20 protein-coding genes and 1 riboswitch are annotated in these 22547 nt (G+C 67.5%); of the genes, 5 read left to right on the top strand and 15 right to left on the bottom strand.

From position 1 onward, the window contains the following. Nucleotide 1 precedes the first annotated feature (1 nt). A complete protein-coding gene (locus AC1DDG_RS12140; RefSeq protein ID WP_476876279.1) occupies nucleotides 2–2563 on the bottom strand; it encodes an AMP-binding protein in 2562 nt (853 codons plus the stop codon). Nucleotides 2564–2640: 77 nt separating this feature from the next. Beyond that, on the bottom strand, nucleotides 2641–4533 hold the full coding sequence (locus AC1DDG_RS12135; protein WP_476876254.1) for a transketolase: 1893 nt from the start codon (nucleotides 4531–4533) through the stop codon (nucleotides 2641–2643). 181 nt (nucleotides 4534–4714) lie between these two features. Here AC1DDG_RS12135 and AC1DDG_RS12130 point away from each other — a divergent pair, with 181 nt between their 5' ends. After that, a complete protein-coding gene (locus AC1DDG_RS12130) occupies nucleotides 4715–4900 on the top strand; it encodes a hypothetical protein (protein WP_476876253.1) in 186 nt (61 codons plus the stop codon). Between the two features lie 21 nt (nucleotides 4901–4921). On the opposite strand, the gene AC1DDG_RS12125 is transcribed toward AC1DDG_RS12130, so the two are convergent. From AC1DDG_RS12125 to AC1DDG_RS12115, 3 genes are read right to left on the bottom strand one after another with little or no spacing between them, the layout of a single operon-like run. Continuing rightward, on the bottom strand, nucleotides 4922–6130 hold the full coding sequence (locus AC1DDG_RS12125) for an O-succinylhomoserine sulfhydrylase (RefSeq protein ID WP_476876252.1): 1209 nt from the start codon (nucleotides 6128–6130) through the stop codon (nucleotides 4922–4924). After that, entirely contained in the window at nucleotides 6131–6550 is a 420-nt protein-coding gene (locus AC1DDG_RS12120; RefSeq protein ID WP_230119198.1) for a rhodanese-like domain-containing protein, read from the bottom strand. It abuts the gene before it with no gap. After that, on the bottom strand, nucleotides 6547–6855 hold the full coding sequence (locus tag AC1DDG_RS12115) for a DUF1737 domain-containing protein (RefSeq protein ID WP_230119199.1): 309 nt from the start codon (nucleotides 6853–6855) through the stop codon (nucleotides 6547–6549). The genes AC1DDG_RS12120 and AC1DDG_RS12115 overlap by 4 nt, the downstream gene beginning before the upstream one ends. A gap of 13 nt (nucleotides 6856–6868) precedes the next feature. Continuing rightward, nucleotides 6869–6984, bottom strand: a riboswitch (SAM riboswitch). A gap of 187 nt (nucleotides 6985–7171) precedes the next feature. Between AC1DDG_RS12115 and AC1DDG_RS12110 the strand changes: the two genes are divergently transcribed. From AC1DDG_RS12110 to AC1DDG_RS12100, 3 genes are read left to right on the top strand one after another with little or no spacing between them, the layout of a single operon-like run. Then, complete coding sequence (locus AC1DDG_RS12110; protein WP_476876251.1) at nucleotides 7172–8467, top strand: NtaA/DmoA family FMN-dependent monooxygenase; 1296 nt, start codon at nucleotides 7172–7174, stop codon at nucleotides 8465–8467. Between the two features lie 4 nt (nucleotides 8468–8471). After that, complete coding sequence (locus AC1DDG_RS12105) at nucleotides 8472–10127, top strand: aromatic amino acid ammonia-lyase (RefSeq protein WP_476876250.1); 1656 nt, start codon at nucleotides 8472–8474, stop codon at nucleotides 10125–10127. Next, nucleotides 10124–11173 carry a PLP-dependent cysteine synthase family protein gene (locus AC1DDG_RS12100; RefSeq protein WP_476876249.1) on the top strand — a complete coding sequence of 350 codons (1050 nt, stop codon included), beginning with the start codon at nucleotides 10124–10126 and terminating at the stop codon, nucleotides 11171–11173. Before AC1DDG_RS12105 ends, AC1DDG_RS12100 begins: the two co-directional genes overlap by 4 nt. A gap of 45 nt (nucleotides 11174–11218) precedes the next feature. Here AC1DDG_RS12100 and AC1DDG_RS12095 read toward each other — a convergent pair whose 3' ends face one another. The 5 genes from AC1DDG_RS12095 to AC1DDG_RS12075 all read right to left on the bottom strand — a co-directional run bounded on the left by AC1DDG_RS12095 (nucleotide 11219) and on the right by AC1DDG_RS12075 (nucleotide 16063). After that, the gene (locus AC1DDG_RS12095) at nucleotides 11219–12226 is read right to left on the bottom strand and encodes an EAL domain-containing protein (RefSeq protein ID WP_476876248.1); all 1008 of its coding nucleotides are present in this window, start codon (nucleotides 12224–12226) and stop codon (nucleotides 11219–11221) included. Nucleotides 12227–12480: 254 nt separating this feature from the next. Continuing rightward, the gene (locus AC1DDG_RS12090) at nucleotides 12481–13989 is read right to left on the bottom strand and encodes an FAD-dependent oxidoreductase (protein ID WP_476876247.1); all 1509 of its coding nucleotides are present in this window, start codon (nucleotides 13987–13989) and stop codon (nucleotides 12481–12483) included. A gap of 42 nt (nucleotides 13990–14031) precedes the next feature. Next, nucleotides 14032–14154, bottom strand: coding sequence for a hypothetical protein (locus tag AC1DDG_RS12085; RefSeq protein ID WP_476876246.1), 123 nt, complete (start codon nucleotides 14152–14154; stop codon nucleotides 14032–14034). 142 nt (nucleotides 14155–14296) lie between these two features. Then, nucleotides 14297–15079 carry an alpha/beta fold hydrolase gene (locus AC1DDG_RS12080; RefSeq protein ID WP_476876245.1) on the bottom strand — a complete coding sequence of 261 codons (783 nt, stop codon included), beginning with the start codon at nucleotides 15077–15079 and terminating at the stop codon, nucleotides 14297–14299. 51 nt (nucleotides 15080–15130) lie between these two features. Continuing rightward, nucleotides 15131–16063, bottom strand: a complete 933-nt coding sequence (locus AC1DDG_RS12075) for an aminodeoxychorismate lyase (RefSeq protein WP_476876244.1) — start codon at nucleotides 16061–16063, stop codon at nucleotides 15131–15133. Between the two features lie 94 nt (nucleotides 16064–16157). Here AC1DDG_RS12075 and cls point away from each other — a divergent pair, with 94 nt between their 5' ends. Next, nucleotides 16158–17645 (top strand): cardiolipin synthase, encoded by a 1488-nt coding sequence (gene cls, locus AC1DDG_RS12070; protein WP_476876243.1) that lies wholly within the window; start codon nucleotides 16158–16160, stop codon nucleotides 17643–17645. A 13-nt stretch (nucleotides 17646–17658) separates the two neighbouring features. Here the strand turns inward: cls and AC1DDG_RS12065 are convergent, their stop codons facing one another. From AC1DDG_RS12065 to AC1DDG_RS12045, 5 genes are all read right to left on the bottom strand, one after another. Then, entirely contained in the window at nucleotides 17659–19782 is a 2124-nt protein-coding gene (locus AC1DDG_RS12065; protein WP_476876242.1) for a chorismate-binding protein, read from the bottom strand. Beyond that, complete coding sequence (locus AC1DDG_RS12060) at nucleotides 19779–20342, bottom strand: low molecular weight protein-tyrosine-phosphatase (RefSeq protein WP_230119209.1); 564 nt, start codon at nucleotides 20340–20342, stop codon at nucleotides 19779–19781. Before AC1DDG_RS12060 ends, AC1DDG_RS12065 begins: the two co-directional genes overlap by 4 nt. Nucleotides 20343–20410: 68 nt before the next feature. Then, nucleotides 20411–21034: a LysE family transporter gene (locus AC1DDG_RS12055; RefSeq protein WP_476876241.1), complete on the bottom strand. Its 624-nt coding sequence runs from the start codon at nucleotides 21032–21034 to the stop codon at nucleotides 20411–20413. Nucleotides 21035–21074: 40 nt separating this feature from the next. Continuing rightward, on the bottom strand, nucleotides 21075–21890 hold the full coding sequence (locus AC1DDG_RS12050) for a methyltransferase domain-containing protein (RefSeq protein ID WP_476876240.1): 816 nt from the start codon (nucleotides 21888–21890) through the stop codon (nucleotides 21075–21077). Between the two features lie 9 nt (nucleotides 21891–21899). Then, the gene (locus AC1DDG_RS12045) at nucleotides 21900–22379 is read right to left on the bottom strand and encodes a MarR family winged helix-turn-helix transcriptional regulator (protein WP_476876278.1); all 480 of its coding nucleotides are present in this window, start codon (nucleotides 22377–22379) and stop codon (nucleotides 21900–21902) included. Between the last annotated feature and the right edge of the window lie 168 nt (nucleotides 22380–22547).

Below are 22547 nucleotides of genomic sequence, written 5' to 3'. Positions count from 1 at the left end.
GTTAAGCAGCCATCGTGGACGCCTTCGCGCCCGCCACGGCTGACCGGGCCGTCCTCCTGCGTGCCTTCCACCGGTTTGCCGAGCTGGCAACCCGCGTGCACAGGGCCCAGTAGGCCAACCCTGCAGCAAGCGAGGCGGTGACGGCCAGCGCGGGGCTGATCCCGGCCAGGGGCGGATAGACCAGCCAGTGGACCAAGTAGGCGTACAGAGAAGCGCTGGCCAGCACCACCGTCAGGCGGCGGAGGCCCGTCGGCACAGGAATGCCCGGCAGCCACACCAGCACGAGTATGCCGATGAGGAGCGTTGCTTCCCGGTTCGCGTTGTCGAAGAACCCGGGAACAGTCAGCGCTGCAATGGCCGACACGGCGCAGCGGTGGCCCAGGTTCCGGGACCGCGCAATCGCCCAGCCCAATGCGAAGAGCCAGAGTGCCGGCGCTGTGTGTGGCACTCCGGGGTCGATAATCCCGAAGCGGGTGAGAAGCCCGACGCCGGTCAATGCCAAAGGGAAGAGCAGGGGGAAGCGCCGCTCGGCACGGCTTGCCCACGGGATGGCGAGCAGGGCGGTCATGCCGACGAGCAGATAGACGAGCACCTCGATGAACCAGAAGTGCCACTGCGTGGTCACGGCCTCGGGCCCGATGATGGCGTTGAGGAGCACCACGTTGGCAGGACTGTATCTGTCCGTGATCAGGTACGCTGCACCGATGAAGGCCATGCTCGGCACCGCCACCCTGGCCACGCTCTTGAGCTGCCGCCGCAGGCGGGGGAGCCGTTCCCCCGAGAGCTGGAAACGCGCAAAGTTGTAGCCCGCCACGGCCATGAGAACGTGGGCCGTACCCTGCAGGCTGAACAAGCCGACGTGGGTGCTGACGATGCAGACGATCGCGGCCGCCCTGAGGACGATGCTGGTTTCCAGTGGTGCGAAGAACCGCCGCAGCTTCCGGACTGGCACATCCTCGCGGCGCGGCTCCAGATCGCGGACGGGCGTCAGGTGCCAGTCCGCCGGAAGACGCCCCAGAGCCTGCTCGAGCCTGACGGATGCCGCCACATACGACAGGGAATCGCCGCCAAGCGAGACGAAGGTGTCGCTGTCCGAGATGTCCGCCCGCTCCAGGGTGTCCTCGAAAATCCTTCTGACGTTGTCCGGCCCCGTTGCGGCGGCGGGCCCCGATGCCGGCTCCGCCGGCTTGGAACCGGAAAGGGCGAGAACTGCCGGGTAGTCCAGCTTGCCGGTGGCCAGGCGCGGGAGATGTTCGACGGCGTGCACCTCAAGGGCCGCCCGCGGCAGCCCGATGCCCTGCGCGAGGACCTTGCTGAGCAGCTGCGGGTCGTGCTCGCCCTCGACGGCGACGACGAGTCCCTGGTCCGTTCCCGCGCTGGCCGCCTGCACCCCGAGGTCCGCGAGCATCCGTTCCACCTGACCGAGGTCCACGCGCAGTCCCACAATCTTGACGAACCGGCTGCGCCGGCCCACCACCTCGTAAACTCCGGCGGGATGCTGCCTGGCGAGGTCGCCGGTGCGCAGCTCATGGATGGTCCGGCCCGCTGCGAGATCGTCCGGGCTGCCGGCATAGCCCAGCATGACGTTCGGGCCTGTGTAGACGAGCTCCCCGTCGTCCAGCCCTGGGACAGGATCGATGCGGAAGCTCCCGCCGGGCACCGGGATCCCTATGGCGCCGGGAAACGTGCTGGCGAGTCCCGGGGGCAGGTAGGACATCCTGGCGGTGGCCTCCGTCTGGCCGTACATCACGAATAAATCCCAGCCGTTGCGGCGTCCCAGCTCCGCGTAGCAGCGCACCTTCTCCGGGGCCAGGCGGCCGCCGGCCTGGGTGACGTAGCGAAGGAGGGGCAGGTCCATGTCAGCGAACCCCACCCGTTCCAAAAGTTCAAAGGTGTAGGGAACGGCCGCGAAGGACGTCGCCGCCTGGCTTCGGAACAGGTCCCAGAAGCACGGGTCAACGACGGAGAGGTCAGTGAGCACCAGGCCGGCGCCGCGGAGCAGGTGGCTGTTGATCACGGACAGCCCGTAGCAGTACGACATGGGCAGCGTTGTTGCCGCGCGGTCGTGCGGACCGATGCCGAGGTAGTCGGCAATGGACTCGGCGTTGGACTGCAGATTCTGGTGTGAGAGCCGCACGAGCTTGGGGGAGCCGGTGGAGCCTGACGTGCTGAGCAGGAGGGCAAGATCCGGATGCAGTTGGTGCCGCGTCCCGGGCCGGCGTTCCTCCAGGACGGTCTGCCCGTTCGCGGACCTCAGGATGACGTCGGGATCGTAGGCCGCCACGAGGGACTCCAGGGCAGCCGGTTTGTCCTCCGGAAGAAGGATCAGCGGATGGCCGGAGGTCAGCGCCGCCAGGTAGGCGACGAGCGAGTCGAGGTCGTTGGCGGCGGCCAGCGCCACGAGGCGCCGCTCGGTGCCGAGCCGGAGGGCAAGGGCATCGACGCGGTCCGCCAGGTCCCGATAGGTCAGGGCTTGTCCGTCGGTGAGGATGGCGGGCCTGTCCCCGTGGCTCGCAAGATCCGCGGCAAAGGACGCCCGCGCGAAATCCAGTTGCGTGGTCACCCGGACGATGATATTAGCCAAGCCTTACCTAAGTAAAACCGTGACGGGTCTTGTTACGTCGCCTGAAATGAGTCGTTTCAGGCTCCTACAAGGCTGCGGGCGGCTGCCGTGATGTGGCGGGCGGAGATGCCGGCGGCGTCGAGCAATTCCTGGGGTTTGCCGGACGTGGGCAGGGACCCGACGGCAAGCAGGACGGCGTGCAGTTCGGGGGTGTCTGTGCCGGCGAGGGCTTCGAGCACGGCGGATCCGATGCCGCCTTCGGGGTAGTGGTCTTCTGCGACGACGATCCGGCCGCCGGTCTCGAGGCAGGTCCGGCGCAGGGTCTCCGCGTCGATGGGTTTGATGGAGTAGAGGTCGATGACGCGGGCTTTGATCCCGGCTTCGGCCAGTTGCCCGGCCGCCGTGAGGCATTCGTGCAGCGTGACCCCGGCACCGATGAGCGCCACGGCGTCGCTGGGGCCCGCGCGGTGGACTTTGCATCCGCCGAGCGGGAATTTTTCGTCGGGCCCGTAGATGACCGGGTAGGCGCCGCGGGTGGCGCGAAGGTAGGAGATTCCGGCGGTGTCCGCCATGGTCTGGACGAGTTGGGCGGTGGAGGGGGCGTCGGCGGGGTAGAGCACGGTGGAGGTGTGCACGGCCCGCATGGCAGCGATGTCCTCCAGTGCCATTTGCGACGGGCCGTCCTGGCCGATTTCGACGCCGGCGTGGGTGCCAACCAGCCGGATGCTGGCCTGGGAGACGCCGGCCATCCGAATGAAGTCGAAGGGCCGGGATATCAGGAACGCGGCGAAACTGGCCGCGAACGCCACGTAGCCGCGGACCGCGAGCCCGACGGCGGAGGCGATGAGCTGCTGTTCGGCGATAAACATTTCGAAGTACCGTTCCCGGGCGGCGTCCTCGAATTCACCGGCGTGGGTCGAGTTTCCCACTTCGCCGTCCAGAACGACGGTTTCGGGACGCGCGGCCAGCGCGGATACAGCGGCACCAAAGGCGGCCCGGGTCGCCACCTCGTCGCCCACCTCCCAGCGGGGCAGGCGGACAGATGCCAGGGGGTTTGGGGTGATGGCGGGTGTGCCCGGTTCGGGCAGAGCCGTGGTGATCCGCAGGCTGCCGGGCCCGCCGAGGGCTGCCACGGCGCGTTCGGCCATGTCCTTCGGAAGGGCTTTGCCGTGCCAGCCGCTCTGGTCTTCGATTTCGGGCACGCCTTTGCCCTTAATGGTTTTCGCCAGAATGACGGTCGGCTGGTCGGGATTGGAGCGCGCGCGGGTGAGTGCGTCGTCGATCGCGGCAAGATCGTGGCCGTCGATGACGAGGGCGTCGGCCCCGAAGGCTTCCACGCGCCGGGCGTACCGGTCCATGTCCCATTGGAGTTCCGTGGGCCCGTCCTGGCCCAGGCGGTTGACGTCCACGACGGCTGTGAGGTTGCCGAGCTTGTAGTAGGCGGCCTTGTCCAGGGCCTCCCACATGGACCCTTCGGCCAGTTCGCTGTCCCCGCACAGCACCCACGTCTGGTACGGGAGCCGGTCCAGGTACCGTCCGGCCAGTGCCACGCCCACCGCGGCCGGCAGGCCCTGGCCCAATGATCCGGTGGCCACATCAACCCAGGGCAGGACCGGTGTGGGGTGGCCTTGCAGGCGGCCGCCGAACTGCCGGTAGGTATTGATCAGTTCGTCCTCATCGACCACGCCCACCGCCCGGTACATGGAGTACAGCAGCGGGGAGGCGTGGCCCTTGGAAAAAATGAGGTGGTCATTGGCAGGCAGCGATGGCTGGTCCCAGTCATAGCGGAGGTGCCGCTCGAGCAGGACGGCCATGAGATCCGCAGCCGACAATGATGACGTGGGATGGCCGGACCCGGCCTGTGTGCTGCACCGGATGGAGTCCACCCGCAGTTGAGCGGCCAGGCTCCCGATGACGCCGGCCTGTGCTGCGGTCATCGGCGCCGGGGCCAGTCCCTGATGTTCGGTCATCGCAAATCACCTTTCGCCGGCTCAAAGGCGCCCTCGTGTCCGGAACGCCTATACCTGTCATACCCGCAAGCCAGTGCCTGCGGAAGACGCGAGTTGTCCGGCACCGCCCATAGACGTGTGTGAGGGGTGGCTGTGTGGTGGCGCCGGTAGTAAAGTCAGCCCACCAATCAAGGAGGCTCCCATGGCTATGCAAGTCCACCACGTAGCCCAGCTCGACCGGGACGTGGCGCACGAAGTCACCCAATGGCTGAAGTACCTCAAGGGCCAGGTGACAAGCGTTCAGTTCCTCACCACCACCATTCCTGATCCCAAGGACCCGGAGAAGTGGCGGGTGCAGTACGAGGCCTACATCACCTACCAGCAGTAGGCTTCAGGGCTGCAAGCTCACTCAGATCTGCTTGAGCGCCTGCTCCAGGTCCGCGATCAGGTCTTCCGGATCCTCCAGGCCCACCGACAGCCGCACCACGCCGTCGCTGAGCCCGATGGCTGCTCGGCCTTCCGGGCCCATGGCGCGGTGCGTCGTGGTGGCCGGGTGGGTGATGAGGGACTTGGCGTCGCCCAGGTTGTTGGAGATGTCGATGATCTTCAGCGCGTCCAGCAGCGCGAAGGCGGCTTCCTTGCCGGACCGGCCGCCCGACGTCGCGAGTTCCAGTGTGAGCACGGTGCCGCCGGCCTTCATCTGCTTTGCGGCCAGCTCGTACTGCGGGTGGGACTTCAGCAGCGGGTACTTGACCCAGCTGACGGCGGGCTGTTCTTCAAGCCATTCGGCCAGGCGCAGCGCGGTGGCCGAGGAGTGGTTTACGCGCAGCGCCATGGTCTCCAGGCCCTTCGTGAGCACCCAGGCGTTGAACGCGGAGAGTGCGGGCCCGGTGTGGCGCATGAGCTGTTTGACCGGCCCGTCGATAAATTCCTTGGTGCCGAGGATGGCGCCGCCCAGCACGCGGCCCTGGCCGTCGATGTGCTTGGTGCCGGAGTAGACGATCACGTCCGCGCCGAGGTCGCCGCAGCGCTGCAGCAGGGGTGTGGCAAAGACGTTGTCGACCACGACGGTGGCGCCGGCCGCATGGGCCAGTCCGCTGACGGCGGCGATGTCCACGATCTCCTGCATCGGGTTGGACGGCGACTCGAAGAAGACCGCGGCGGTGGGCTCCGAAAGGGCAGCGCGCCACTGCTCCAGGTCCGGTCCGTCCACGAAGACCGTCTCCACGCCCCAGCGCGGCAGGATTTCGTTCAGGATCACAAAGCAGGAGCCGAACAGCGAGCGGGCGGCCACCACACGGTCCCCGGCACCCAGCAGGGCACCCAGGGCGGTGAATACCGCCGACATGCCGGACGCCGTCGCAAAGCACGCCTCGGTGCCCTCGAGCAGGCGGAGGCGTTCCTGGAAGGTGGCCACGGACGGGTTGCCGTAGCGGGAGTAGACGAAGCGTTCGTCCTCGCCGGTGAAGGCCCGCTCGGCCGCGGCAGCGGACTCGTACACGAAGCCCGAGGTCAGGAAAATGGGTTCGGTGGTTTCCTGGAAGTTGGTGCGGTCCAGCCCGCCGCGGACGGCCTGGGTTTCTGGGCTCCAGCCGGCGGCATCTTGATTGAAGGTCACTTAGTTCTTTCCCAGGTTCGTTGGGAGGCCGCGGTTCTTCCAGCCGTTGACGGTGCGCTCGCCGTAACGGTCCGGTTCGCCTTCAAAGCCTTCGAGGACGTTATACGAGGTGAAGCCCGCCTGGGTCGCTGCGACGGCGGCCGCGATGGAGCGCTGGCCGGACCGGCAGAGGAAAACGAGCTCCGTGGAGGTGTCCGCCGGAGCCTGCTGCTTCAGCTGCTCGATGAATGCAGGGTTGGGGATGCCGCCCGGGAAGGTCCACTGGATGAACAGCGGGTCATTCCGCTGATCGTTTGCGGTTGCGGTTTCCGGGATCCCGATGTGGGCCCATTCGCCCTCGGTGCGGACGTCCACCAGGATGGCGCCGTCTTCGAGTTTGGCCCATGCCTCCTGCGGCGTGAGGTCTCCCGCGTAGCTCATGCGTGGCCCTCGAACGCTTCGGCGTTGAGGTCATCGTCCGAGTCCAGCCGGTCCACGGCGGTGGCCACCGCTGCGTCGGCCGTGGCGATGGCGGCGGGCAGGATCACGGCCTGCGCCACGATCACGTCCCTGCCGTTGAAGGCGGCTGCGGGGCTGCCGTGCAGCACATACCCCTCCGCCAGGGCAGCGGAGATGCGTTCACAGAAGTCGCGGTTGTCCGGTCCCGTGATCAGGCGGTAGGACAGCTTTTTCTCAGGTTTATCCTGCTGGGACGGCAGGGTGTCGCCGGCGGGGGCGTCCGACATGACGGATCTCCTTCTCTCACGCTTGCAGCTCGAAGTGGTCGATATGCCGAGTATTCACCTGAGGCACCCCGCCGCGAAAGGGAGGGTTGCCGACCGGCCAGTCAGGGCTTGGCGCCGGTTCTCATTACTCCCCAAAAACGTAACACCGACGACGGCGGCTGGCACCGCCGCCGTCGTCATGTTCCGTAACGCTCGACGCCGGTTGCTTCGGTTACAAAGCCGCTGGCCGGGGGGATAATGACGGGAGATGAACCACCGTAACGCCGGATGAAACCAGGCAACAGTGAATGCGTCGAACGCCAATACAGTCAGTCCCATGCTGCATTTTGGATGGTTTGTGGGCCACGGCTTCGGGGTGCAGGGCTGGGGGACGCCGGGCTACGGCATCGGCTACGACTGGAAGAAGCCCTCGCTGTACCAGCATGCCGTGCGGGAGTTCGAGCGGGCGGGCCTGGACCTGTTCATCATCGAGGACTCCCTCACCGTCCCGGACACCTATGGCGGCAGCGCGGAGGTGAGCCTGGCGCAGGCATCGTTCGCGCCGAAGCACGATCCGCTGGCCCTCGTCCCGTACCTGCTGTCCGCCACCGAGCACCTGGGGATCGTGCCGACCGTCAGTGCCTCGTTCTATCCGCCGTTCACCGCGGCCCGGCTGCTGGCCACGCTCCAGCACTTCTCCAACGGGCAGCTGGGCTGGAACGTGGTGACGTCCGGCAGCGACCTCGCCGCCCAGAACTACGGCCTGGACCAGCAGATCGAGCACGACCTCCGCTACGAGAAGGCCGAGGAGTTCGTGGACGTGGTCCGGAAGCTTTGGCGGAGCTGGGACGGGGACGCCATCGTGGAGGACGCCCAGGGCGGCGTCTTCGCTGACCACACCAAGGTCCGGCCCATCCACCACGCCGGCGAGTTCTTCAAGGTCCGGGGTCCGCTGAACACGGCACCCCTGCCGGAGGAGCCCGTGCTGGTGCAGGCCGGGGCTTCCCCGCGCGGCAAGGCGTTCGCCGGTGGCAATGCCGACGTCGCCATTGCGCTGGCCCGCGGAGCCGACGGCATGAAGGCCTACCGCGACTCCATCCGCTCCGAGGCGGCCGCCGCCGGCCGGAACCCGGACGACGTCAAGGTGCTGTTCGTGCTCAAACCCACTGTGGTGGGCTCCAAAGCAGAGGCGGAGGACTTGCGTGCCGCGCGGAAGGAACTCACGCAGCGGGACATCGACAGCCAGCTCAACTCGATCTCATACCTGTCCGTCATCGACTTCAAACAGTTCGACCTGGACGAGCCCTTGCCGGACCTCACTACCAACAGCAACCAGGGAACGCTGGAGCACTTCTCCAAGGCTGCCCCGCCGGGCTCGACCCTCCGTGAAGTCCTGCAGGCCCGGAGCGGCGGCGCGGGGGACAGCATCGTCGGCACAGCCGAGGAAATCGCGGACCACCTTGAGGAAACGGGCGCCGCGGTGGGCGGGGACGGCTTCCTCTTCTCCGGCTTCGTTGATCCGGCCACTGTCCACGGGGTGCTGGACAAACTCGCGCCGGTGCTCCGGCGCCGGGGACTGCTGCGGACGAGCTACGGCGACGGCGGGTTCCGCCGGAACCTGCTGGATTTTTAGTGCCATGGCCGGCGTCAGAGCGTCCGGGGGCCTTTTGCCGGGAGTCCGGAGGGGCAGCTTCCTGATCGGAACGGCGCACCTCCGCGCCGCCGACGTCGCGCAGGCCGCCGCCGATCCGTCAGTGGAAGTCGTCCTGAGCGCGGAAGCAACGGAGCTCATGGGGCTGTCCCGCGACGTGGTCCAGGCTGCCATCGATTCCGGCCACAGGGTCTATGGGCTCAATACGCTGCTGGGATCGGGCCGGGATACGGCTGTGGAGGAGGAGTCCATCCTTGCCTACCAGGTTCAGGTGGTCCGCTACCACCACAGCGGCGTGGGGGCGCTGCTCGCGCCGGATGAAGTGCGCGCCGTCATGCTGGCGAGGCTCATCGGTTTCACCCGCGGCGGCTCGGGCGTCCGCCCCGAAACAGCCAGATTCTATGCCGAACTGCTCAACCGGGGAGTGGTTCCTGCCGTTCCGCGCGACGGTTCCGTGGGCTCCTCTGACCTGACGCAGCTGGCCGCGGTGGCCGCCGTCGCCATCGGCGAGGGGCAGGCGCTGGCCCCCGACGGCAGCCTGGTGGCCGGTGCCGCGGCGCTCGCCGAGGCCGGCCTTGAGCCGCTGGTCCTGGCCCCCGGCGAGGCACTGGCGCTGGTCAGCGCCAACTCCTACTCAATCGGCGCCGGCGCGCTCGAGCTCGGCCGGCTCCTGCGGTTTGCCGACCTCGCGGATACCGCGCTCGCCCTGTCGCTGGAGGCAACCGCAAGGTACGACGGCGGCGGGAACCTCAGCCCGTTTTCGCCGGCCGTGCAGTCGGCCAAGGCGGTGGACGGCCAAAGAATCTCGGCCGCCAATGTCCGGCGGCTGGTGCGCGGCGGCTGGCTGGAGGACCCACGGCGTGAAGCCTCGGTGCAGGATGCCCTGTCCTTCCGTGCCGCGCCGCAGACGCACGGAGCCTTCCGCGCCCAGGTCACCGCCCTTGCCGATGCGCTCGAGGTGGAGCTCAACGGCCGGGGCGACAACCCGCTGACGGATGTGGTCGCCGGCCGGATGGTTTCCGGCGGGAACTTCCAGCCGATGCAGCTGGCGCTGGCCTTCGAAGCCCTGCGCCTGGGACTGGCGCACGTGGGCATCAGCAGTGAACGGCGGATCGCCAAGCTCTACCCGCCGCAGCGGCTCATCCGGCAGCTGAACCTGGCGGCGGCCCGCAGCGGCACGGCCTTGGCGTCCGAGGAACTGCCTGGCCTGCTCTGGTATTCGGCCGCGGGGATGGCGGCCGAACTGAAGTTCCTCGCGGCGCCTGCAACACTGGGCGCCCCCACGCTGTCCGCCGATGTGGAGGACCACTCGACGCTGGCCCCGCTGGCGCTCCAGCAGCTGGAGCGCTCGGTGGAGGCCGCCGGCAGACTCCTCACGATCGAGGCGCTGACGGCCGCCTATCTGCTGGCGGAAGCGCAGTCGGCGCACACCCGCGGGAGCGAGTCCGCGGATGAGGTGCGGCCGCTCGGCAAGGGGACCGGCGCCGTCGTCGTCCTTTTATCAAAGCTGCTGGCCGAGCAGCTGCCGGCGGCAGCCCTGGTGGAGCGGGGACGGGACGAACTGGGGGAACTGCTGGCGGTGCTCCCGGAGCTGCGACTCCCGCCGCCGGGTGACGTGGACGGGTCGGGAGGAGAAACATGAGCACCATGACAGGCAGGCACGAGCCGCCACGGCATGCGGCGCCAGTCGTGGATCTGGGGGCAGACGCCGGGTCCGTGCTGGCGAAGGTGGGCAACACGCCGCTGGTGCCCCTGCCCGTACTGAGCCGGGGCCTTGGCAGCACGGTTTTCGCCAAGCTGGAATCGGAGAACCCGGGCGGGTCCATCAAGGACCGGACGGCCTTGAGCATGGTCCGCGCGGCCGAGCGCAGCGGCGAGCTGCAGCCCGGCGGCACGATTGTGGAGAGTACGTCAGGGAACACCGGGATCGGGCTGGCCCTGATCGGAGCCCTCACCGGGCATCCTGTGGTGGTGGTGACAGGCGAATCCATCTCCACGGAAAAACTTGAGGCGCTGCGGCGCTATGGTGCACAGGTCCTGTTCACGGACTGGAGCGCCCCGTCGGATTCGCCGGCAAATGCGAGGGCGGTTGCTGCCCGCATCACCGCCGAAACCCCGGGCGCGTGGCGGCCGCTGCAGTTCGACAATCCAGCCAACCCGCGGGCGCACTACGAGGGGACGGCCCCGGAAATCTGGGAGCAGACGGCCGGAAGGATCACGCACTTCGTGGCGGGGGTCGGCACTGGGGGCACCATCACGGGGAACGGCCGGTACCTGAAAGAGAAGTCCGCCGGCCACGTGGAGGTGATCGGCGCCGATCCGTACGGCTCGGTCTACAGCGGCGGTCACCCCGGACAGATCCTGGTGGACGGCGTGGGCAATTCCTGGCCCAAGCCCGACTGGCCGAAGGTCTTTGACCGCGGCCTCCTGGACCGGTTTCTCCGGATCCCGAACGACGAGGTGTACACCACGCTGCACCGGCTGCTCAATGAGGAGGGCCTGTCCCTGGGACCGTCCTCGGGGCTGACCGTGGCGGCAGCACTCCGCGTGGCGCGGGCGGCGCCGCACGGGTCAGTGGTGGTGGCGATAGCTCCGGACACCGGCAGCAACTACCTGAGCAAGGCCTTTAATCCTGTGTGGCTGGCGGACAACCACATCCATCTGGCCGCGGACCTGGCAGACGAGTAGTTCCCCGGCCCGCACCTGCTTGCATCAGGAAGCGGGGCCCCTTTGTCAGGAAGCGGGGCCGCTCGCGGCGGACTCGCGTTCAGACTCTGTCCAGGCGTTCCAGTCCAGCGGGTGCACCGACGGCCGGCCCAGGAGATAACCCTGCGCCGCAACGATGCCGAGCTCGGTGACCGCAGCGAGTTCGGCCAGGGTTTCGACGCCCTGTGCCGCGAAGGCGGCACCGATGTGACGGGCGAGTTCGGCCATGGCGGCGACACGGGTCCGCTGTCCCTCCGAGCGATCGATGTCCGCGATGAACCCGCGGTCCAGCTTGATGATATCGGGGTGGAGTTCCAGGACCTGGTCCATGGAGGTGAATCCGGCGCCGGCGCCGTCCACGGCAATCTGCAGTCCGCGGCGGCGGAGCGGTGCCAGGGCTGCGGTCAGCGACTGGTACTGGTCTCGGGGGACTGCGCCGTTCAGCTCGATGACGATCCGGTCGAGGGCCAGCTGGGAATGCTCCAGCAAACCCTGGATCCGGGGATCCATGCACGTGGCCGGCGTGAGGTTAAGCGCGATGAAGAGGTGCGCGGGGACCGTCTGGGCTGCGGTGAGTGCCCGGAGCAGGGCGGCGATTTCGAGATCGGTACCAAGCCCAACGGATTCTGCCTCGGTGAACCAGTGGTCGGCGCTGGCGCCGTCATCGCTGACGAACCGGGTGAGGGCCTCGACGCCGATCACGTTCCCGGCCGGAAGACTGCGGATCGGCTGGAAGGCCGTCATGAGCATCTTGTCGCCAAGGACGGCTTCGATCCGGTTCCTGCTGCGCCGGGTGAAAGGAACCGGGACAGGCTCGGCTGCCCGGATTGGCACAACTTCGGCCCCTTCATCCTCGCTGTTGGTGATCGCTGTGGTCGCAGTGAGGTGCTGGAGGAGCGCACGTTCGGGGTGATCGGGATGCGCCGCCACCAGCTCGCGGAGCTTGCTGCGTGTCCAGTCGCTCTCAGGATCGGACTCCGCGAGCAGGACGTCGATAATTTCCTGGGCCTGCCAGCGCACAGTTATTTCACCCACGTCACCTGGCAAGGCTGCCTGGGCCCCCCGGCCCTCGGTGGGTAGTGAGTTTGTCAATGAAGGAAGGGAGGTTTCATCCCTGGACATCGGCTATTCCTTTATGGATACTCGCTCCGGCTGAGCCCGGAACCGGGCCCTGCTCCGCTGCATCCCTGCGGGATGTGGCGGCCGGGCCGTTCTAGAAGCGTACAACGGCTGTGAGCGACTTGTCTGCTTTATTCAGTACCCACATTTCACGTGCAACTTTACACGGGTCAGGGCAGCGGCCTTGGGCCGAGGTCCTTCGCGGCCGGGCCCTGGATGACGGTGCCGTCGATGGCGAACCGGGAACCGTGGCAGGGGCAGTCCCAGCTCACGTCCTCCGCGTTGAACCCGACGGTGCAGCCGAGGTGGGTGCAGACAGCCGAGACGGCCTGAACCCTCCCCGCGGGGTCGGTATAGACAGCTGTCAGCTCTCCGTCCAGGTCAACCACCGTTCCTGCTCCGGGCGCAGGGATTGCGAGGTAGGGCTGGACAGCCGGCCCGCGAGCCGCACTGTCCGGCGGGGCGTCCTCCGCCCGGGATTGTGCCGCCGCCGTCATGGGCGTGGGTCGGCTGCTGTCAAACATCGCCGCCCAGGGGTTGTGCCGGCCGCAGAGGGCGTCCGTGAGGATGAGCGCAGCGGCGGTGCCGTTGGTCAGGCCCCATTTGCGCAGCCCGGTAATCACGTGGACGTGCTTGGCGTCGGGGAACAGGGGGCCGACGTAAGGCAACCCGTCCACGGGCATGGCGTCCTGGGTGGACCAGCGGTAGGTGGCCTCGCCGGCTCCGAGGCGCTCGCGGGAGAAGGACGCCAGCCGGGCATACCGCGGGGCGGAGTCGCCGCCGTCGGACACCCGGTGCCCCTCACCTCCGGTGAGCACGTAACTGGCGCCATCGACGTCGACGGTCAGGATGGAGCGCATCGGCTCGTCAACGCTGATGAAGGTGGCATCCAGGGTTGGCCCGCCGGAGCGGCTGGCGACGATATAGGAGCGGTGCGGGTAACACCGCGCGGCGAAGGATCCGCGGTCCCCGAACGGCACATTCGTGGCCACAATGACGTCCCCTGCCCGGACGGAACCTTGCTCGGTGTCCACCACGGCCGGCCCGCCGTCCCGGAGGCCCACGGCCCGGGTCTCCTCGAACACGAAGCTGCCGTCGCCGTCGACTGCGTCGGCGAGGCCCTGGAGGTACTTGAGTGCGTGGAGCTGCGCCTGGCCGTCGAAGCGGACGGCGCCCCGTACTGGAAAGGGCAGGGGAACATCGGTGGTGAAGGAAGACGGCAGGCCGAGCCTGGCAGTGAGGTCGGCTTCTGTCCTGACCAGGTCCAGGGCCGCCTGCGATTCTGCGTAGGTGTAGTTGGCCACGCGCCGGAAGCCGCAGTCGATGCGTTCCTCCGCCACTGTGCGGGCTATGTGCTCGAGCGCGGCCTGGTTGGCCTGCCCGTAGGTGCGCGCGGTGGCGTTACCGTGGCTTTCAGCGAGTTCGGAGTACACGAGCCGGTGCAGCGACGTGACTTTGCCGGTGGTGTGGCCCGTGACTCCGGTGCCCACCCGCGCCGCCTCGATGACCGCGACCGTCTGGCCGGCACGCTTGAGGGCCAACGCCGTCGTCAGCCCAGCCACGCCGCCGCCGATCACCGCAACATCGACCTCGACGTCGGCATCCAGCTGCGGATAGCCGGTGGTTCCGGCGGTCGCCACCCAGAGGGACACCGGCTTGCCTTCGGTCCGCTCAGTCACGGCCCCACCTTTCCTCGGGCGGGGCCTGCCGGCGAGGACCGCTCACGTGTATGACATGTCCGGCTCTTTGCCGCTGTCGTCCTGCACCCAGGTGGTGAAGTCCGCCAGCGACATGAAGCAGTAGTAATCGCAGTACCGCAGGTTCTTTTTCTCCGCCTTGCTCATGACAGTTATTCGTCACCCGCGGCTGCAAGGATGGCGGCCGGCTACCAACAAGGCCAATGGCAACCAGGGTTATCCAGTCCATGTGAGCTCCTCCTGTGCCAGACCATACCTGTAACGCGTCCGGGAAGGAACGGGCTCGAAGCTATGCGTTGGCGGGACGCGCGCGGCGGATCGGGAACATCGTCTGCGGGGGCCCGGCGGCACCCAGGAACTTCAGGATCAGGGCGTTGACTGCGTCCGGCTGTTCGAGGGGAAGCGCGTGCGATGCACCCGGTATGACCGCCAGTTGGCCCTCAGGCAGCGCTTCGTAGAGGGCGACGGTATGGGACAGTGAGACGAGGTCGTCGTCGCCGGACAGCACGAGCACCGGACTGCTGATCTGCGCGACGTCGGCAGCCGTGAGCGTCGGCTCTGCAGCGAACATCGCAAAACTCTTGTTGACGACCTCAGCCAGGTGCCCCGCTCCGTCAGGGGAGCGTTCGATGTAGGCCTTGCCCAGTTCCTGCGCCATCGGCGAATCGGGATCCATCTCCACGGGAACCATGCCGTCGTAGTGGAAGTTCGCCCCGATGACCACGAGCTTCCGCACCAGATCGGGCCGCTGCAAGGCGACGAGCAGGGCGATGATCCCGCCGTCGCTCCACCCCACCAGGTGGGCCGAACCCTCCACGACATTTTCCAGCACACCGATGGTTTCGGCCGCCATGCCGGCGTAGTGGAAGTCGGCGTCGGTGTCGGCCGTGTATCCGTGGCCGCGGCGGTCGAAGGCGACAACGCGGAAGCTTCCGGAAAGGCCCGGCCCGATGCTGTTGAGCAGCTCGTCGCTGTTGCTGAGGCCACCGTGCAGCAGCAGGAGCGGTGTGCCTGACCCGCCCTGGTCCTCGACCCATGTCGGGTGCCCGTTGATTTCCACTGTGCTGGCCATGGTTCGCTATTTTCCTCCAGGCCGGCCAGCACCACAACCGCCGGCGGGCGTTTACTCGATCCCGGCGAACAGCTCGTTGAGCTCGGCGGTCAACTGCTTCCGCAGTGCCGGCGTGCCGATCTCTTTGCCGTCGATGTGGTTCACCGGCGCCAGCAGCCTGATGCTGGAAATCAGCCAGACGGCGTCGGCGTCAAACAGGTCCCGGGGCTCCAGAGGGCCGTAGCCCAGCTCCCAGCCGGCCGCCTTGGCGGCCGCGAACAGCGCCCCCTGGGAGGTGCCGGCGAGGATGCCGCTGTCCAGCTGGGGTGTGATGAGCCGCTTGGCCGTTTCGCCGTCGTCGGACGTTTCGACGTGGGCCAGCAGAACGGTCGACGTCGGGCCCTCCAGCACACGGCCGTCTGACGATGTGAAGATGACGTCGTCGGCGCCCTGCTTGTGGGCGTGGCGCAGGGCGGCCATATTCACGGCGTAGGAGAGCGTCTTGGCGCCGAGCAGCAGCCACGGGGCGCGTTCGGCGACGTCACTGTCGTAGCCCCGGTCCAGCAGGATGACGTCGATGCCCGCCTCGCGCTGCCGGCGTCCGGCCGCGGCCACAGCCGACACCTGGACCCAGCAGGTGGGGGCGGAGGCGCCCTCCGCTCCGCGCGTTACCAGGAGCTTGACCACGGCCTCGTCCTCCTCGGGCGACGCCGCGGGGTTGTCGGAACGGAACGCCGCGACGCCCGTCTCGATGGCCCGCCGCCAGGTCTCCTGGCCGGGGATTTCAAGGTCCAGAGCCCGTGCAGAGCCGCCCAGGCGGTCCAGATGCGCCTGGATCTTGCGGGTCCGGCCTGCCACGGCGAGCATGGACTCGAAAACGCCGTCGCCGCGCGTGGCTCCCTGGTCGGTGGCCATCAGCTGCGGCTGCGCGGGGTCGGCAATCCGGCCGTATTCATAGTCCGGGTCGAGGAATACCAGCACGGTGGCGGAGGCAGGAGAAGTCATGCCTCAAGCTTAGTGCGGGCCGTCCCCGATAGGCTGTGCTGGACCGTCCCTTCCGGAATGCCTCCGAGGGCAAGACATACTGGAGGTTTCACCTGTGTTGTGGCCATTTCCGCTTGCCGGAACCTTGCCGTCCTGGTTGATCCTGCTGCTGGGCACCGCCGACTTCATCATTCGCGTGCTCGCCGTAGGCATCATCCCCGGCAACCGCCGGCCCACCACCGCCATGGCGTGGCTGCTGGGCATTTTCTTCGTGCCGGCCGTGGGCCTGATCCTCTTCCTGCTCTTTGGCAACTTCCGGCTGTCCCGGCGCCGAGTGGAGCAGCAGCAGCTGGTCAGCGAAAGGGTGCGGGCACGCACCTCGGTGCTGTCCGACGTCGGAAGCGACTACTCTGGGCCCGAGTGGGTGCAGTCCGCCGCCGAACTGAACCGCCGGCTGGGCTCGATTCCCATGGTGGACGGCAACTCGGTGGAGCTGATTCCCGGCTACCCGGACTCCATCAGGGCCATGACCGAGGACGTCCGGAAAGCCAAAAGGTTCATCAACGCCGAGTTCTACATCATGAGCACAGACCACGTGACGGATGACCTGCTCACTGCGCTGGAAGAGGCGGCCGACCGCGGCGTCGAAGTCCGCGTGCTCTTTGACCACATCGGCACCCTTCGGGTCAGGGGCTACCGCAAGCTCCTCAAGCGCCTCAGGGCCAGCCGGATCCAGTGGCGGCGGATGCTCCCGCTGCTGCCCATCCACGGCCAGTGGCGCCGGCCGGACCTGCGGAACCACCGCAAGATCATGGTGATTGACGGCGAAGTGGCGTTCACCGGATCGCAGAACCTGATCGAGCCGTCCTACAACAACCCCAAGCACCGCAAGGTGGGGCGTGAATGGGTGGAACTGATGGCCCGGCTGCGCGGCCCCATCGTGCCCACTCTCAACGTCGTCTTCGCCACCGACTGGCTCAGCGAGACGGACGAGTCGCTGGAAGCCCAGCTGCAGGCCCAGCTGGAGCTTCCCGCCGAGACCTCACCCGGCACCGTCACGGCGCAGGTGGTTCCCAGCGGCCCCGGGTTCAGCACGGAAAACAATCTCCGGCTGTTCAACACGCTCATCTACTCGGCCCAGCACCGGATCTCCATCTGCAGCCCGTACTTTGTGCCGGACGACTCACTCCTTTATGCGATCACCACCGCGGCGCAGCGGGGCGTCGACGTCGAACTCTTTGTCTCCGAAAAGGGCGACCAGTTCCTGGTCCACCACGCTCAGCAGTCGTACTACAAGGCGCTGCTCGAAGCGGGCGTGAGGATCTACCTCTACAAGGCGCCCTTCGTGCTGCATGCCAAGCACTTCACCATCGACGACGAAGTGGCCGTCCTCGGCTCCAGCAACATGGACATGCGATCCTTCTCGCTGAACATGGAGGTGTCGGTGATGTTGCTCGGGACGGAGACCGTGAACAGCATGCGTGCCGTGGAGGACACGTACCGTGACATCTCGCACGAACTCAATCTCGAGGATTGGATGCGCCGGCCCCTGGCCGCGAGATACGTGGACAACGTGGCCAGGCTAACGGCAACAGTTCAGTAGATAGCCCGGGGGATCAGCCGGGGAAGTGGGAGCCCAGCGCGGAAAGCACGCCGAACGCCTTGGTGCGGATCTCCTCGTATTCCTCCTGCGCTGCTGAATCCGCCGTGATGGCCCCGCCGACGCCGAGACTGAGTTTCGCCGTCGGCTCCCCTGCAGTGCGGGCCAGGCCGGCAGCGGTCCCGCCGGCAGCCTGGGCGCCAGCTTCGCCGTCTGCCTGGATCACCAGCGTCCGGATGGCGACCGCCAGGTCCGTGGCCCCGTTGAGTGAAAAGTACCCGATCGCGCCGGAGTAGACGCCCCGCGGAGCGTCCTCGAGCCGGTCCAGGATGGCCATGGTGCTGATCTTCGGCGCCCCGGTCATCGAGCCGGCCGGGAAGCACGCAGCCACGGCTTCAGCCCGGGGCGATCCCGGAAGGAGCTGGGCGTCGATGGTGCTCACGAGCTGGTGGACCGTGGCGTAGCTTTCGATCTCGCACAGCCGGCTGACGGTCACTGAACCCGGCACCGCGAAGTGGCTGAGATCGTTCCGGAGCAGGTCGACGATCATGATGTTTTCGGCACGGTCCTTCAGCGAGGTCTCCAGATCGTGCCGCAGCGCCGCGTCCTGCGCGGGATCGGCAGCCCGGCGGCGGGTGCCCTTAATCGGTTCGGCGCGCATGCCGCCGTCGGACGCTATCCGCAGGAAACGCTCCGGGGACGTGCTCGCCACCGTCAGCCCGCCGAACCGCAGGTAGCTCGCGAACGGTGCCGGGTTCCTCTTGCGCAACGCAAGGTATGTGGGCCAGGGGTCGAGCGCAATTGCGGGCACCTCGGCGGTGAGGGCCGTGGTGAGGCATACCTCGTACGAATTCCCCTCCGAGATCTCATGCTGGGCGTCGGCGATCTTGCGCTTGTAGGCGTCCTCGGTATCGCGGCTGGTAAACGCCGGAGCAGGAAACCGCCCGACGGCACTGCTGGGGGAGCCGGCGTTGGTGGGGGTGACGGCCGCAGCGGCCACCGAGGCGCGGGCATTGGCGAGCCAGACTGCTGCGTCGGGGGCATCGAGCGCGAGCAGCCAGGCGGCGCCCTCGGCGTGGTCAAGGACCACGGCCCGCCCGGCGAAAATCAACGCCGCATCCGGGGTATCTGCCGGGACGTCGGAGCCGCCGGTTTCACGCTTGAGTTCGTAGCCCAGGCAGCCAAGCCAGCCCAGGGTGAAATCGCAGGGATAGCCCTCGGGGCCGCGGACCGCTTTCCGGCCCCACACGGTCTCCAGCCACCGGAAGAACCGGCCGGGCACTTCGGCGGTGGCAGACCCTGCGGTGATCCGGTTGGTCCCCGAAGTGTGCCGTGCCGACTGCCCGAACGTGCCGCCGTCGTCCGCCAGAATGCTGAACCGGCTGCGCTCCGCGGCGGGCGTCCTGACGCTCAGCCAGTCTTCTGGGGTGGGCGGGACCAGCGAGGAATCGAGCCAGACGGCATTCGCAGATGTCCCGTACATGGACTCAAAGAGGGCCGCGGCGTCCGGCCTGGCCTCGATGCGCTCGGCCAGGAGCCGGAGACCCCGGCGCGCCGAGAGTTCGGGGACCAGCGCGGTGGCGAGGGCCGGAAGGTAGGTGAGCGCCTGCAGGACGTCTGCCGGGGCGGTGTCGTCGGCCAGGTTGAGGACCCGGATGTCTGCGTGGTCCCGCACGTTGTCCGAAGCGAGGAGCTCCGATTCCTGGGCGGCCCACTGTTCCCAGTACGGCTCGTACGTTAGGCCGTCGCGTTCCAGGGCGCGGGTGCGGCGTTCGTGGTCCGGCGAATCAGCCCAGATGACTGCGTCCAGCAGGGGCCTGGCCGCCGCCGCGGCAGCCCCCACCCCCTCCACGATGACAATCTCGGCGGGCAGCGTGACCCGGGCATCGCCGTCGTAATGCCTTTCCCAGTCCCAGCTGACCCACGTTGCCGGTTCTCCCCGCCGCAGCGGCGACAGCACGGTGGTGACGTAGCGTTCAACGCCCGCGGCGAGCCCGTTCCAGCCGGGGTAGATGTCCTCAAGATGGAACAGCGCGACTTTGTGGTGGTTCCGCAGCCGTGCCGCGAGTTCAATGGCCAGCGTGGTTTTGCCTGCGCCCGACCGCCCATCAATGGCGATGATCACAGGTGCGGGGGTCATGAAATAGAGCGTACCTGCTGGCTGTTCTGAACCTCGAGTAGGGCCTGTTCTTCTGCGATCGCCGCACGGACAAACTGCACGATGCCGGGCACGGCCGCCTGGACCTGGTCCCACACCGACTCAAAGTCGCTGTGGTCCCCGTACCAGGGGTCTTCGATGCCTTGGTCCAGGGGGTCCTTCGATTCGAGGGCGGGATCGAAACTGCGCAGCATTCGGATTTTCTCCCCGGTCTCCCGGTCGGGGGCCGAGGCCCGGAGCCAGCCATAGTGGTCCACGTCCAGGGCCAGGATCAGGTCTCGTTCCGTGTACCACTCGGGGCGCCATTCCCGGGCGATGTGCCGGTCGGAGATGAGATTGTGGGCCCTCAGTTTCCTCGCGGCCCGGGGGTCGATGGGGCGTCCTGCCTCATAGGCGGTGGTTCCGGCGGAGTCCACGACGGCAGCATCGGCGAGCCCTGCCGCTGCGAAGGCCTCCGCCAGCATCAGCTCCGCCATCGGGGACCGGCAGATGTTGCCGGTGCACACCGCGATGATCCGGTAGGGGCTCGACGTTGAGGGCATGCTGCTAAGCATGGGGGATGCCGGCGGCACTTGGCTAGTAAGCAGCCTTATTGTTCAAAACATTTCGTTTAGTGGATCAGCGCCAACAGGATGCCCACGGCCACGAACAGGACGCCGAAAACCCTGTTCAGGACCTTCTGCCCGTGGGCGTTGTGCGTGAAACGCTGGAACGACTTCGCGGCCGCCGCGAAGAAGAACCACATCACCAGGATGTCGATCACCACCACGGTGGCAGTGAGGACCATGTACTGCGCCAACAGCGGCCGTTCGGGGAGGATGAACTGAGGCATGAACGCGAGGAAGAACACGATGGCCTTGGGGTTGAGCAGGTTGACCCAGAGGCCGCGGCGGAACATGGACCAGGCTGGCTCGTTCCGAAGTGCGGCTGCCTTCTCCTGGTCAAGGTCCGGCTTGTGCAGGAACTGGCGGATGCCCAGGTAGACCACGTAGGCGGCGCCGGCGTAGCGGATGACGTTGAAGGCAACGGGCGATCCTGCCACCAGGACTCCGACGCCGAGCGCCACGATGACCACATGAACGATCAGGGCCGCCTGCTGGCCGAGGATTCCCCAGATGGAGCGCCGGAACCCGGAAGTTAGCGAGTTGCTCATGGTGTTGATGGCGCCTGCGCCAGGAGTGAAGCTGATGAGGACGCCGGCACCCGCGAGGGCCAGCCAGAGGGAGAATTGCACCAACCAAATCTTAGTGCGGGATTCCGGGCGCGGAAAAAACCTAGGCCCGCGCGATGACCTCGCCGTTGGGGATGAGGAACCAGCCGTCGTCCGTGGAGCCCCAGCGGTGCCAGCCGGCGGAGATGCGGGTCAGGTCTGCTTCCTGGGCGAAGCCGTATTCGAGGGCCTGCTCAGCGAAGGCCGAGTGCAGCACCCGTTCCCCCCAGACGCGGGCCTGCCAGCGGCGCTGCTGCCCGGTGGCGTAGAGCCAGTTGCTGCTGGTGGGCGCCACATCCGTATAGCCGGCGGCCTGCGCCCAGGAGACCAGGCGGCGTCCGGCGTCGGGTTCGGCCCCGTTCCGCCGCGCGATCCGCTGGTACAGCTCCATCCATTCGTCCAGTTCGGGGATGGCCGGGTACCAGCTCATGCCGTGGAAGTCGGCGTCGCGGACCGCCACGATGCCGCCCGGCTTGGCCACCCTCCTCATTTCCCGCAGCGCCCCCACGGGATCGGTCAGATGCTGCAGCACCTGGTGCGCGTGGACTACATCGAATGTGTCGTCCTCGAAGTCGAGGTCGTAGATGTTGCCGGCCACGAAGTCGACGTTCGCAACACCCCGGTCTGCCGCCAGCTCGCGGGCGTGGGTGATCACGTCCTGGGAACGGTCCAGTCCGGTAACGGTTCCGGGGGCCACCAGTCCGGCGAAGTCGCACGTGATGCTTCCCGGCCCGCAGCCCACGTCCAGCACGGTGACTCCGGGGGTAAGGTGCGGGATCACGAAGGCCGCGGAATTCTCGGCCGTCCGGGAGGCGTGGGCGCGGATCACTGACTGATGGTGGCCGTGCGTGTACACATCGTGCGGCTGCTGCTCACTCATAGGGAAACGCTACTCCTTTTCCGAGGCTTCCCGGCCGGCGCGGACGGTGGCATTGATCATCGAGTTCAAGAACCGTGTCACGGTCACCAGCTCTTCTGCGCTGAACTCTGCCATCGCCGAGCCCATCTGCCGCGCCAGCGGGAGGAACATGGCGCTGCCGTCCCGGTAGGCCTTGTCCGTCATCCGCAGCTGGACCTGCCGGCGGTCCTGGCCCTGGCGCTCGCGGACCAGATGCCCTGAACCGCACAGCCTGTCGACCAGGGCGGTGGTGGCCGGCGAGCTCAGGTTCAGTTCTTTCCGCAGGGTGCCCGGGGTGACCACCTGGTCCGCGGCTGAATGCCGCATGATGACGGCCAGCGCATTGAGGTCGGTGCGGTGCATGTCGTTGCGGCCTCCGGCAGCATCCACATACCGGTTGGCCTCCAAGGTGAATTCCTGGAGCAGCCGCACCAGGGGGGGTGCGCCGGGCAGGCCCGAGTGCTCAGGCAAGCCCGAGTAGTCAGACTGGCCGGGCAGGCCGGCGGGATTTGAGGCCGCTGGATCTACGGTCACGTTGGCCTCCCTCTCCGGTTTCATGCCTTCCGGAGTTTACTCCAGCGGTGCCGTTATCCTGGCCGGCAATCCTTCCGGCTATGTATCTCCATGGTAGAGATAGTC

This window comes from Arthrobacter sp. 10L430 (genome assembly GCF_056395245.1).
Note: the sequence above shows the minus strand (reverse complement) of the source record. Positions and strands in the feature narration are given on the sequence as shown.

Bases quoted from the DNA above. Each gene is read 5' to 3' on its own strand.
- AC1DDG_RS12135 (WP_476876254.1), bottom strand. From the start codon at position 4,533: ATGACCGAACATCAGGGACTGGCCCCGGCGCCGATGACCGCAGCACAG.
- AC1DDG_RS12130 (WP_476876253.1), top strand. From the start codon at position 4,715: ATGGCTATGCAAGTCCACCACGTAGCCCAGCTCGACCGGGACGTGGCG.
- AC1DDG_RS12120 (WP_230119198.1), bottom strand. From the start codon at position 6,550: ATGAGCTACGCGGGAGACCTCACGCCGCAGGAGGCATGGGCCAAACTC.
- AC1DDG_RS12115 (WP_230119199.1), bottom strand. From the start codon at position 6,855: ATGTCGGACGCCCCCGCCGGCGACACCCTGCCGTCCCAGCAGGATAAA.
- AC1DDG_RS12110 (WP_476876251.1), top strand. From the start codon at position 7,172: ATGCTGCATTTTGGATGGTTTGTGGGCCACGGCTTCGGGGTGCAGGGC.
- AC1DDG_RS12105 (WP_476876250.1), top strand. From the start codon at position 8,472: ATGGCCGGCGTCAGAGCGTCCGGGGGCCTTTTGCCGGGAGTCCGGAGG.
- AC1DDG_RS12100 (WP_476876249.1), top strand. From the start codon at position 10,124: ATGAGCACCATGACAGGCAGGCACGAGCCGCCACGGCATGCGGCGCCA.
- AC1DDG_RS12085 (WP_476876246.1), bottom strand. From the start codon at position 14,154: ATGAGCAAGGCGGAGAAAAAGAACCTGCGGTACTGCGATTACTACTGC.
- AC1DDG_RS12080 (WP_476876245.1), bottom strand. From the start codon at position 15,079: ATGGCCAGCACAGTGGAAATCAACGGGCACCCGACATGGGTCGAGGAC.
- AC1DDG_RS12075 (WP_476876244.1), bottom strand. From the start codon at position 16,063: ATGACTTCTCCTGCCTCCGCCACCGTGCTGGTATTCCTCGACCCGGAC.
- AC1DDG_RS12065 (WP_476876242.1), bottom strand. From the start codon at position 19,782: ATGACCCCCGCACCTGTGATCATCGCCATTGATGGGCGGTCGGGCGCA.
- AC1DDG_RS12060 (WP_230119209.1), bottom strand. From the start codon at position 20,342: ATGCCCTCAACGTCGAGCCCCTACCGGATCATCGCGGTGTGCACCGGC.
- AC1DDG_RS12050 (WP_476876240.1), bottom strand. From the start codon at position 21,890: ATGAGTGAGCAGCAGCCGCACGATGTGTACACGCACGGCCACCATCAG.